This is a genomic window from Bifidobacterium sp. LH_416, assembly GCF_056357055.1.
Genome location: NZ_JBKEVJ010000004.1, coordinates 15,568 through 28,021 on the forward strand (window position 1 = coordinate 15,568; position 12,454 = coordinate 28,021).

Consider the following 12,454-nt stretch of genomic DNA (forward strand, 5'->3'; position numbering starts at 1 on the left):
TTCAAGGAACCGATATGACTGATAACACCACCGCCACCGGCCATCTGCTGGGAGCCGCTGATATTCGCCGTATTGCTGCCGATGCTGGCGTAAGTCCTACTAAAAAGTTCGGCCAGAACTTCGTTATTGATCCAGGTACGGTTCGTCGAATCGTGCGCGAAGCCGGAGTCACCAACACTGATCATGTGATGGAAGTCGGCCCAGGCTTGGGATCGCTCACTTTGGCGATTCTGGAAACCGGCGCTTCAATGACCGCTGTGGAAATCGATCCTCCGCTGGCTAAGCGTTTGCCTAGCACTGTGGCGGAGTTCATGCCGGAGGCTGCAGACCGACTCAAGGTTGTCAATCGTGACGCGCTCACCGTTACGCCGGACAATGTGCCCGATTTCAATAATGATGAATCGTTCACGCTTGTAGCCAATCTTCCGTATAACGTGGCCACGCCGATTCTGCTGACCCTGCTTGAGCGCTTCGATAATCTCGGCTCGTTCTTGGTTATGGTGCAGAAGGAAGTGGCCGATAGGCTTGCTGCCAAGCCAGGCTCCAAAATTTATGGCACTCCGAGCGTGAAACTCGCTTGGTATGGCACTGCCGAGCGCGTGGGCACGATTGGCCGCAATGTATTCTGGCCGGCCCCGAATGTTGATTCGGCACTCGTGAAGTTCACCCGCTACGCTGCGAATGATGACGCCAACCCTGCTGTGGGAGAAGCGGCTCCAGACCGTGAGCGAGTGTTCCAACTTATTGATGCCGCATTCGGTCAGCGCCGCAAAACATTGCATGCCGCATTAAAGCATCTCGTGCCGGCTGCGGCATTTGAGGCCGCTGGCATTGACCCGACTCGTCGTGGTGAAACGTTGACCATTACTGAGTTCGCTGCACTGGCTTCCGCAATGACCGCTCACGGCGAGGCGGCATGATGACTATCGCAACAGCTCCTATCGTCGAACGGCTGCATACCTCGCAGCTAGCCGACACTGTCCGTGTGGATTGTCCGGCAAAAACCAATCTCACCTTAGAAGTAGGCCCAACTCATGAGGAGTGGGGCGGGCGTCATGCCTTAGACACGATCTATTGCGCGGTTGGTGTCTACGACACGGTCACAGCAACCGCCAAAGCACCCGGCACCGGCTTCTCACTGGAGCTTGAGGGTGCTCATCTTGGGGATTTGGCGTCTTCCAGCAGTGACATGCGCCGCAATCATGCGGTATTGGCGTTATTTGCCATGGCGCAGGAGGCCGGCCGAGAACCAGATGTGGCACTTACCATCACCAAACGTATTCCGGTTGGCGCTGGTTTGGGCGGAGGATCCGCAGACGCAGCTGCAGCGATTCTGGCTATTAATCAGTTATGGAATCTTAATTGGCCAATGGAGAGGCTGCGCACTATTGCAGCCACACTGGGCGCTGACATGCCGTTCTGCCTTACCGGTGGCTTGGCACATGGCACTGGATTCGGCGAACAGATTGAAGACATCCTGGACGATAGCCCGCTAGCACGCGAATTGCAGGCGCAAGGGTTTACCGGCGAAGTGTTGATTGGCGCATATCAATCGCAATTAAGCACTCCAGAGGTATACCACACGTTTGATGTTGTGGGTGCAGGCTCGGGTGATCGCAATCATCTGCAAGCCGCAGCCATCAGTTTGCATCCACGCAGTGGGCAGGCTATTGAAGCCGCATTGCAGGCCGGAGCACGCCATGCGTTTGTTTCCGGGTCAGGGCCCTCGGTTGTGGCGTTTGTACCGGATAGCACTACAGCACAGCGTGTTATCGATACGTGGGTCATGCACGACGCCGCTGACCGCATTATCCGGGCTCAAGCCCCAGTAACCCCAATAATCGGCGTCACCCAGTGACGCTAAGGTAGCAACAAGCCACTTGTGAGTGAAGGAAGTTAAACGATGCCGCAACAGATTGACGAACGTCAGGCCCGTAAACGATATGTACGCCGCCGCCAGACCGTCGTATTTACCATCAGTGGCGCAGTGATGGCGGTTGCACTGGTTATCTCACTGCTCTTCAATTTCCACGTTGGCGGCTTGGGTCTTGTCTCCACGCCGTTGGCAGAACCGAATTACGGTAATCCTGCCCCGTGTGCCGTGAAGGGTGACGATGGCAAAGCCAAGTACGTGTCTAACACGTCCATCGGTATCCGCGTGCTGAACGGTACTTCTCACTCCCAGTTCGCTGCCGCTGTGAGTAGCGCCTTGGGTGTTCGCGGTTTTGCTATGCAGCAGGCCGGCAACTTCTCTTCCACCAGCGTGGAACGCACGACGATTTACTTCGGTAAGAATGCCATTAACCAGGCTTACACGGTAGCTGGCAACTTCACTGATGCCACAATGATTATGAACGCTCGTGAAGATCAGCTGATTGATGTGGTGCTCGGTGCCACCTTCAATGATTTGAAGGACGAAAAGCAGTCTCCGCAGGAAGGCAAGGAAATCACCAATATCGAAGGCTGCCAGGCCGCCGATAAGATGACCAACCTTCCGGCCGATACCAAGCACGACGCGTACCCGGCACAGTAAAACAACCAGTACCGCTGGTATTGCTTAACGAAAGAGGCAGCCAATCGGCTGCCTCTTCGTTTACTGCTGTATTTCCGCGTACCAGCGTTTGAGCTCGGCCACGGCTACATCATGCTCCACTGGGCCGTTATCTAAGCGGTAGTCAAGCATGTGCTTATACGCGCGGCCAATCATCGGGCCAGGTTCAAGACCGAGTAGGGCCATGATTTCATTGCCGTCCACGTCCGGGCGAATCGCGTCGAAGTCTTCCTTCTTCTTGAGCTCGCGGACGCGTTCTTCCATCTCATCCATCGCATGAGCGAAAATCGCTGCCTTACGCTTGTTTTGCGTAGTGGCATCGGCACGCGTAAGACGGTTCAGACGCTCATACAGGTGGCCGGAATCCTTCACATAGCGGCGGACCGCGGAATCAGTCCACGGCTCATCCACATACCCATGGAAGCGCAAATGCAGGTTCACCAGTTCGGACACATCTTCCACCAGATGATGATCGAAACGTAGCGCCTTCAACCGCTTGCGAGTCATTTTGGCACCCACCGCGTCATGGTGGTGGAAGCTCACCTTGCCACCCGGCTCGAATCGGCGGGTCTTCGGCTTACCAATGTCATGCATCACGGCAGCAAGACGCAGCGTCAAATCAGGAGCAGGAACTGGACCGTCTGGACCGGTTTCCAGTGCAATCGCACGCTCCAGCACCATCATCGTGTGCTCAAACACATCCTTATGGCGGTGGTGTTCATCAATCTGCAACTGCAGTGCCGGAATCTCCGGGAATACAATGTCCGCCAAACCAGAGTCCACCAGAGCCTCAAGTCCTGCACGCGGACGATCCGAAAGCAGCAACTTTGTCAGTTCATCACGCACACGTTCTGCGGACACAATCTCAATACGATCGCGCATCGAAGTAATCGCTTCGGCGGCATCAGGAGCAATACTGAAGCCAAGCTGAGCCACGAATCGCACCGCGCGCATCATACGCAGCGGATCATCATCAAATGACTGACGCGGATCGACCGGCGTGCGCAACACACCCTTCGCCAAATCGCTGGCGCCACCGAATGGGTCCACGAATTCCAAGTCCGGCACGCGCAATGCCATCGCGTTGACGGTGAAATCTCGACGAGACAGATCACCTTCGAGCGTGTCGCCATAATTGACCTCCGGCTTACGTGATTCCGGGTCATACGTGTCCGAGCGGTACGTAGTGACCTCTACCTTCACTTCGGTGCCGTCGGCGCGTCGGCGCATGGCACCCAGCGTGCCGAATTTTCGGCCCATATCCCAGAAGCCATCGTGCCCCCAACGGCGCAGAATTGGCTCGAATTGCTCGGGTCTGGCGGATGAGCAGAAGTCGAGGTCATGGCTAGGCCTATGCAGCAACAGGTCTCTGACCGGACCGCCGACCAGTGCCAGCTCATAGCCTTGTTCTTTGAACAGTCGGCCAAGTTCAATCGCCTCGGGCCACACTTCGAAATCCAATGGGCACCTTCCCCTATGTGGACGTTTTTCTGCCCTCCTAGCATACCGTTACCCCACCTGCACACGGGATTGAGTAAGGTGGAAAGCATGATTACGCCCGCCGACCTTGCCCACATGCTTGGGCAAACACCCAATGCCGCGGGCAACCATACCCAAGATCAGCTGCTCTATACCTCGCAAACACCGCAGAATTCTGCGGATTCTGAGGATTTCACACCGGTTGAGCACACCGAAATCCATGCCGAGCCGGCTGCTGAAATAGCGCAGCCTGTTATGCCGACTCCGGCTACCGTGTTCGGTATGAAGGCCACGGTGACTATCGCCACGCCGAACGAAACCATCGCCGGGCAAACCGATGGCATTGCAGCTGAGGCAGAAGCTGAAGCAATGGCCAGCATCGCCATTGCATCTTCAGCGGCACAGGTTCCATCAGCACCGGTTACGCCGACACCGGCCACAGTATTCGGCCGAAAGTTTGCCGACTCCAGTGATGCTGAAGCTCACGATGCTGCAGATTCAGCACCAGAAGCAGTAGTAAGTACCGTTGAGCAGAACGGTACTGATGGCACCAACGACACTGTCGATGCCGCCGTTTCTGCCGATGCTCAGTCTGCTGCAGAAGCTGAGGCAGCACCGAAGACTGCCGCACCAATGTCCGCTGCTGCCGCCATGCGTGCGATTGCGGCGGCAACCATGCATATTGCAGCGCCGATTGCCAAGCCGAAGCCTGCACCGGTTCAATCTGTGCCGGCACAACCGCAGCCAACACAGCCGACTGTTGCGCCAATCGCTTCACCGGTCGAAGTCGAAGTTGCAGTTGAATCTGAACGCGGCGCATCCGCATCAGCTCCGGTCTCGACCGCCCCAACACCTGCCATGATGCCGCAGCGCCGTACTTCTGACGGCCCTACGACATTTGCGTCGTTGGATGCACAGGAATTGCCAGTAGTACGCGAATATTCAGCAGGCGGCCTGATTTTCGATAATCAGAACCGTGTGGCTATTATTGCCCGGCACTCCCGTTCAGGTCACCTGGAATGGTGCTTGCCTAAGGGGCATATCGAAAAGGGTGAAACCCCTCAGCAGACCGCTGTGCGCGAAGTGCATGAGGAAACCGGCATCCTCGGTGAGGTGATTGATTCCATCGCCACTATTGATTACTGGTTCACTGGCACCACCCAACGTGTGCATAAGCTGGTGCACCATTTCGCGCTGCGTCAGACCGGTGGTGAGCTCACCGTGGAAGGCGATCCTGATCACGAGGCCGAAGACGCTATTTGGGTGCGTTTTGACGATTTAGACGATGTACTGAGCTACCCGAATGAACGCAAAATCGCGTGGCTGTACGCCAGGAAGAAGAACAGGCAGGCAAACGAGTGACCCTACCCGCAATCCAGCACCGCCAGCATCATGGCGGGCGTTTCACACGTGCAATCGCCGCAGTCTTGGTAGCTGGGGCGATGCTCTTTACGCCAACCGCTTGGGCGGATAACACGGCAGATGATGCGACTACAGCCAATGCAACCAATGGCCAGTCGCAGTCTGAATCATCTACGCAGCAGCAACCGACTGAAACGCTCACCATCGAGCAGAGCACGCCGATTGTAACCGCATCATCGGGCTTCCATATGCAGGTTACGGTGGCGAATACCACTGATACAGACAATCCTGCCGGCTCGCTTACTGTCAATACGAATGCATTGTTCACGTTCGCGTCGCGTTCTGATATGCAGTCTTGGGCGGAAAACGGCACCAACATTCCCACCCCGAACAATATCGCGTCGGTGGATGTTCCGGCGATTGCTGCGGGCAGTAGCACAACCGTGACCATCGATGTGACGGCCGATCAGCAAACCCTTGCCGCGATGCGCAGCTGGGGCCCTAAGCCACTGAGCTTGCTCTATGCTGCCGGAGATGCGCACGAGACACTGCATAGCTTCCTCACCCGTTCTGCAGATGGGTTGAATACCGCGCAAACGCCGGCCATGAACCTTACCGTGGCCATGCCTTTGACGTCCAGCGACTGGCAGGCTAATGACACGGCAATCACCGATCTGATTGAGGAAAATGATTCTTCGACTTCGGCATCGCAGGCTTCTGGCAGCCAGTCTTCAGAATCTGCTGACACCGATGGCGATAGCGATGATTCCAGTACTCACAGCACAAGCACTGAGCCTCTGCTGCTCAGTACGCAAAGCACTGAGCAGGCCAAAGCGGTGGAACAGGCTGCAGCCAAGCATCCCAAACTGCAGATTGTGGCGGATCCTCTGTATCTGCAGGAATCAGGCAGTAAGCCAACCGTTGCCGGCGTAATGCAGCCCGCAGATTTCGACATTACCGCCTATGCAGCAGTCAACAATGCTTCCGCATATACCAGTGCAGGCGTCTCAGATGCACAGTGGACTGCAACGAATACGCAAACACTGTATGCAGTAGCCACCAAAACCACGGATACGCCGGACGCGTACGCGTGGCAAGGCTCAGATGATTGGACGTTGGACGCCCTGACTAAAGCCCGCGCGCAAGGCTATTCCACGGTTATTGCCGGCTCTTCTTTCGACGCCGAACAAACCGATACCGTGCATACCGGCACGTACGTGGTCAATACCTCTGCCGGCGATATCACTGTGCTGAAAGAGCAGTCTGAATTAGGCACTTTGGCTCACGGCAATGCCACCAGCAAGGAAGCCACTGCTGAAACCAGTGATGCCGGGCGCTTGGCTCGATTGATGGCTCAGAGCGCGTTCTACCAAATGGAGCAGCCTTACACCACTCGTAATCTGTTAATGACCTTCACGCGCTCGAGTTCGGCTGACTGGATTAATCAGGTTATGAGCACGCTTGAGCAGGCATCGTGGCTCAATCTCACCGATTTGAAGACCATGGCCAGCATGGATCCTTATCAGGTCAACGACTCTGTGAATCAAAACGCTGATGCGCCGGACACGTCCTCCACGCAATCGATTCTGACCCAGCTTGCCGATAGCAGGCAGAATATGGTGCGTTTGGCCAGCTCCATTCTCAAAAACAGCGTGAGTTCCAACGATATTGCCGAATTGGATACACAGGCTTTGGCTCGCCGTGACGCGGATACGACGGCGAATCACAGCAATGATCCCAAGCAGTGGATCAGTGGTCTGCTCACTTTGCATGACAATATGGCCTTGCGTGCACTCACCGGATCCGAGCCGAGCGAAAGCCATCAGCGTATGGCGGACGCGGCCCAAAATATGGCAAATACGCTGTTGAACAGTGTGAGCATTACGCCTTCTGAATCGATTTCGGTGTTCAGCGAATCCGCGAAAATGCCGGTAACCGTGAGCAATAATCTGCCGTATGCCGTCAATGTTCAGGTCAATTCGATTACCGACTCCATGCAGATCGTGACCACACGCTCCAACACCATCGTGATTCCTGCGCATAGTGAAGCTCAGGTGGCGTTCACTATTCGTGTGTCCACATCCGGCTCCACTACCGCGCACATCTCTTTGGCTGACCGTCAAGGCAATGCGTTCGGCAATACGCAGAACACAGCCATCACCAGCGTGCTGCGTATCAGTGATGCCAGTGGATTCATCATTATTGGTTTCGCAGCGCTGCTCGGCGTTGTGGGATTGTGGCGCCAGTTCAACCGTAAGAAGGATCCTGACGAATGAGTTCTACCGTAGGCCGTAATTCACTCATCATGGCTTCCGGCACTGCGGCTTCCCGTGTGACCGGTCAAATTCGCACGATTTTGCTGGCTGCAGCCATCGGAACCACCGGTCTGGCCGCCAATGCCTATCAGGCCGGTTCCATGATTCCACAGGCCATTTTCACGCTGGTGACCGGCGGTATTTTCAATGCCGTGCTGGTGCCGCAGATTGTGCGCACACTGAAGGAAAAAGATGCGCAGGAGAGGCTGAACCGTCTGATCACGCTGGCCATTGTGATTCTGGCTGCAGTGACGATTCTGATGGGTGCCGCCTCGCCATTGCTGACTCGCCTTTACGTGGGCGGCAATGATGCCCAGATGATTGCACTCACCACCGCTTTCACGCTCTGGTGTATGCCGCAAATCTTCTTCTACGGCTTGTACACCGTGCTGGGCCAGATTCTCGCAGCCAAAGATCATTTCACGGCGTATGCGTGGAGCTCCACTGGCGCCAATGTGATTAGCTGCGCCGGTTTCACCGCGTTCATTCTTCTCTTCGGCAAAGCGAACGAGCAGCCGCTTGATTTCTGGACGGGTGGCAAAATTGCGCTGACCGCTGGCACCTGGACGTTGGGTGTGGCTTTCCAGGCATTGGTGCTGTTTATTCCGCTGGTGCGCCTTGGCTTTAAGTACCGCCCGCAGTTCGGCTTGTCTGGTTTTGGTTTGAAGGCTATGGGACCAGTGGCTTTGGGTTCGCTGGGCGTGGTGATTATCACTGAGATTTCCGGCATTATTCAGACTCGTATTGCCACGCTCGCCCCGCTTCGCGCGCAGGAGCTGGTGGGTGCCAGCCTGTTTGATATCGCTGGTAATGCGACTTATCAGAACGCATATACGCTGTTTATTCTGCCGTATTCGCTGATTGCAGTGTCTGTTTCCACTGCAATGTTCCCGAAGATTTCCCGCTCTATTGCCGAACACAATCTTGATGAAGCACGCAATGATTTGAGCAGCGCACTGAATAATGTGGGACTGGTCATCATGTTCTTCGCTGCGGCAATGATCGTGTTCCCGGAACCAATTATTCGCGCACTGTTGCCTTCGGTTTCAATGAACGAAACCATGCTGATTTCCTATGCGTTGATTCCGTTGAGCTTCGGCATTCCGCTGGTTTCTGGATTCCTGCTGATTCAACGCACGTTCTATGCGTTTGAGGATGGCTGGCATCCGTTCCTGTGCAATCTTATTGATTACGCTTGCGTGATTACGCTGATGGTGGCCAGCATGGTGTTCCTGCCGCCTCAGTATTGGGTGGTTGGTATTGCATGCTCTGCGCCGATTGGTTCCATCGTCGCGTTGCCGCCAACGCTGATGATGCTGCGCAAGAAATTCAATGGCCATCTTGGCCTCAAGGTGGTAGGCGTCGCCTATGGCAAGGCGCTGGTTGCGGCCGTAGTAGCGGGCGTGGCAGTCTGGCTGTTGAAGAATCCTATTGTGGACTTGTTCCAAGCTGATATTCAGCCCGCCAAGCACATGGAAGGCGGTATATTCCATCGCCCTGCCCTTGATAATCCCGCAGTAAACCCGGGCGGCGGTCATATGGGATGGCTCTCTGCCGTTGGTATTTGCGTGGTGCTCACTATTGTGTTGGCCGCCGTATATGTGGCAGTGCTTTGGCTGCTGCGCACGCAAGAATTGAAGGCTATTGCACGGCCGGTTCTTGCCCGGCTGGGATTGAATCGAGCTGCTGCTGGTGAGGTTGAAGCTACGGTTACTGCTGCGGGTGAGTCTGCGGACGGCGGCGATAATGGTGAAGATACTGGTGGCATTACGCCCGATTCTCCTGACGATCAGCCCAGCGATACCCCCGATTCTGCAGATGGTGTTTCACCTAGTGAACTGCCGCAAGAAATCACCCCTGAGGAGGACTTCTCTCAGGCTATCCCCATGGATAGAATGTCAAAGACAATCCCAAGCAATACAAGTAACAATCGTATGGAGCCGGACACGCATATGAAACCGCAATTGGGCGATACCATTCTTAACCGATACACACTGGTGTCAGCGCTGCGTGAGGAACCCGGCATGGAGGCTTGGAAGGCCAACGACCGCATTCTGGCCAAGGATTGCCAGCTGTATTTGGTTACGGACCGTCGCAAGCTCAGCACTATTAACGATATTGCTGGCACTATCACCGCAACTCGCCCTAAGTATTTCGTTCCTGTGCAGAAGTACCGCAGGCAGGGCGATTCCATGCTGGTTATCACGCCGGTGGATAGCGGTAAATCTTTGACGGAATACATCAGCGCGCATTCTGGTAATCCGCTGAGCTTTACTGCCATGCGTTCGATTATCGGCGAGCTGTCTGAGGCTATTCGCCCGATGCTTCGCGGTGACGCTACCGCTGGTATTGTGCTCACTACGGATACTGTTCGTATTTCCAACACTGGCCTTGAGATTACTGGAGCTCCGTTCGCTCCATTGTTGGCTGATACTTCCGGTGCCACGCTGGAAGAGGATGGTGCGGAACGTCATGCGGTCCGTCAGCTTGCCGCACTGCTGTATGCCTTGCTGACTAAGCATCGCAATCCTAAGCAACATGAGTTCAATCTTGCCGCACTGCCACAAGATACTCCTGGTGAATTCCAAGTCATTTGCAAGCGTGGACTTGAGCTGTTCAGCGGCAATGAGCTTACGTTGCCGATGGCTTCGTTGGCTGAGTTGGATGCTCTGCTGGGCGATTGGAAGCCGCTGTCTGATCTTTCTGACACTGAGATTGCGTTGCCGAATGTTGCTGGCGATCCTTCTATCATTCGTGTCTTACTGAATGCTGATGGTACTGCTGATGACTTCGGTGAGATTCCGGACTCGTTAGTAACTAGTAAGCAGCTGCCTGATTTGGCGATTACCCAGGCCGGCCCGGTTGCGGCTGCTATTGGTGCGAATGGCGAAGCTGTTGATGATCAGGGTCGTCGTCTGTTTGACTTCAAGTTCTCCGATGCTTGGAATGCGGAGAATTTGTCTGGCGACAATACCGCCGATTGGTTCAATGATTTCAACGCTCCTGCTGCCGGCGCGTTTGGTGGCAACTCTCATCCGACTGTGCCGATTTCTACGGACGGTTATGGTGAGACCACGAGCCGTATTCCGGTGTATGATGCAGTCGGTCGTGAGATTCAGCCCGGTGAAGAGTCGTTGCGCGCACTGGAAGAAGAGCAGGCTCGTATTGCTGAGGTTGCTGCTATTCCGCCGAGCTACGATCCGAAGAATCCTCCAGTAAAGAACACTGGTGAAGATGATCACCTGCCCGATGAGAACCTCTTTGGTAGCTTTACCACCAAGGTTGTGGCACTGATTGTGGCACTGGTCGTGGTGGTTGCTGCTGGTTTCTGGGCATGGAGTGCGTTCCAGAAGAGTGGTGTTGACCCGGCTGACGCTACGGATACCACCAATTCTTCTACCGGCGACTGGCCTGATGTGAATATGAACGAGGTGCCGTTCGGCGATCAGAAGTCCACTGATTCCAGCACGACGGAAGCCAATGGTTCTACAGATTCCTCCCAGTCTTCTAAGTCGTCTTCATCTTCGGACTCTTCGTCTCAGTCCAGCACGAGTACGCAGGACTCTACCAAGTCTGATTCTTCTTCCAGCTCTTCCAGCTCATCAGAGGCGAAGAAGAAGACCACGGTTAAGAAGGTTGTGGAAGATAGGTCGGTGAAGGCCGTTCCTCAGCCGCATGTGGTGAACACGACGGCGTACACGATTTCCAGCGCCAACTTCGTTTCCAACCCGGGCGGTCAGTCTGGTTACGGTTACACGCTGCATCTTGACCAGCCTCATGATGTGTCTCGCATGATCATTTCCATCCGCAGCTCTGGCGGTAAGGGCTACATTCGTGCCAACACCACAGGTAACCCGTCTGACGGTGAAGAAATGGCGTCCTTCACGTTCGCTGAAGGTGGCACCACTGAAGTAAAGTTCAGCAAGTCCGTCACCACTCAGGACCTGATGCTCTGGGTCCCAATGGACAGCCTCCCCCAAAACCAGCTCTACATCGTGAAAGTAGAAGTCTTCTAATTTCACAGGTATCTTCGGAATCGGCCTTCGGCCGATACATATCATTGGCTCCCTCTGACGAGGGAGCTGGTGCCAAAGGCGCCTGAGGGAGAGAAGCACCGCAAGCTTCGCTTGCGGAAAAATCTATCGGCCGAAGGCCGATTCCTCAAAACCACGTATGCTTGTCCCATGAAGGACTACAACCGTAGTAATACTGCCGTAGCAAAGAAGCTACGGCAAAGCATGACACCTTGGGAGCGCAAACTCTGGTACGAATTCCTGCGCACGTATCCCATACGATTTCAAAGGCAAAAACCTATTGGCAAGCGAATCGCTGACTTTTATTGTGCCAAGGCAAGATTAGTTGTGGAACTCGATGGCGGCGGGCACTACACCACCGAACAACAAGCCGAGGATACTCTCAGAACACAGGAACTAGAAGAACAGCAATTAGCAGTACTACGATTCTCTAATCATGATGTAGACAGGCACTTCCATGAGGTATGCGAACAAATAGATGCAGCGGTAAAGCAACGGATTGGCTGATTGTTATTTGCTCTGCTCGCTGGTATCGGAATCGGCCTGATGGCCGATAGATTTGCCCGCAGGCTATACGCCTGCTCGGCTTCTCTCCCTCAGTCGCGGGCTTCGCCGCGACAGCTCCCTCGTCAGAGGGAGCCTTGGCTCCCCTTGTCAGGGGAGCTGTCAGCGTTAGCTGACTGAGGGGTAGTAGAAGAGCAGGCTTCAGCCTG

At 55.0% G+C, this 12,454-nt stretch carries 8 protein-coding genes; 7 read left to right on the forward strand and 1 reads right to left on the reverse strand.

Going from position 1 to position 12,454, the window contains the following annotated elements; genetic code table 11:
- The first annotated feature begins 14 nt into the window (after nt 1-14).
- Genes rsmA through AC1AY0_RS08395 form a run of 3 tightly spaced genes read left to right on the forward strand, consistent with a single transcriptional unit; the run spans nt 15 to nt 2,533 of the window.
- Nucleotides 15-920, forward strand: a complete 906-nt coding sequence (gene rsmA / locus AC1AY0_RS08385; RefSeq protein WP_101625825.1) for a 16S rRNA (adenine(1518)-N(6)/adenine(1519)-N(6))-dimethyltransferase RsmA — start codon at nt 15-17, stop codon at nt 918-920.
- On the forward strand, nt 920-1,858 hold the full coding sequence (locus tag AC1AY0_RS08390; protein WP_242689715.1) for a 4-(cytidine 5'-diphospho)-2-C-methyl-D-erythritol kinase: 939 nt from the start codon (nt 920-922) through the stop codon (nt 1,856-1,858). Before rsmA ends, AC1AY0_RS08390 begins: the two co-directional genes overlap by 1 nt.
- A gap of 45 nt (nt 1,859-1,903) precedes the next feature.
- Nucleotides 1,904-2,533 carry a LytR C-terminal domain-containing protein gene (locus tag AC1AY0_RS08395; RefSeq protein ID WP_101625823.1) on the forward strand — a complete coding sequence of 210 codons (630 nt, stop codon included), beginning with the start codon at nt 1,904-1,906 and terminating at the stop codon, nt 2,531-2,533.
- 60 nt (nt 2,534-2,593) lie between these two features.
- Here AC1AY0_RS08395 and AC1AY0_RS08400 read toward each other — a convergent pair whose 3' ends face one another.
- Complete coding sequence (locus tag AC1AY0_RS08400) at nt 2,594-4,012, reverse strand: CCA tRNA nucleotidyltransferase (protein ID WP_476524815.1); 1,419 nt, start codon at nt 4,010-4,012, stop codon at nt 2,594-2,596.
- An 87-nt stretch (nt 4,013-4,099) separates the two neighbouring features.
- On the opposite strand from AC1AY0_RS08400, the gene AC1AY0_RS08405 reads away from it, so the two are divergent.
- The 4 genes from AC1AY0_RS08405 (at nt 4,100) to AC1AY0_RS08420 (ending at nt 12,248) form a co-directional block, all read left to right on the forward strand.
- A complete protein-coding gene (locus AC1AY0_RS08405) occupies nt 4,100-5,392 on the forward strand; it encodes an NUDIX hydrolase (protein WP_476524814.1) in 1,293 nt (430 codons plus the stop codon).
- Between the two features lie 80 nt (nt 5,393-5,472).
- The gene (locus tag AC1AY0_RS08410) at nt 5,473-7,668 is read left to right on the forward strand and encodes a DUF6049 family protein (protein WP_476524822.1); all 2,196 of its coding nucleotides are present in this window, start codon (nt 5,473-5,475) and stop codon (nt 7,666-7,668) included.
- A complete protein-coding gene (locus AC1AY0_RS08415; RefSeq protein WP_476526198.1) occupies nt 7,665-11,723 on the forward strand; it encodes a lipid II flippase MurJ in 4,059 nt (1,352 codons plus the stop codon). The genes AC1AY0_RS08410 and AC1AY0_RS08415 overlap by 4 nt, the downstream gene beginning before the upstream one ends.
- 168 nt (nt 11,724-11,891) lie before the next feature.
- A complete protein-coding gene (locus AC1AY0_RS08420) occupies nt 11,892-12,248 on the forward strand; it encodes an endonuclease domain-containing protein (RefSeq protein ID WP_476526199.1) in 357 nt (118 codons plus the stop codon).
- Nucleotides 12,249-12,454: the final 206 nt, after the last annotated feature.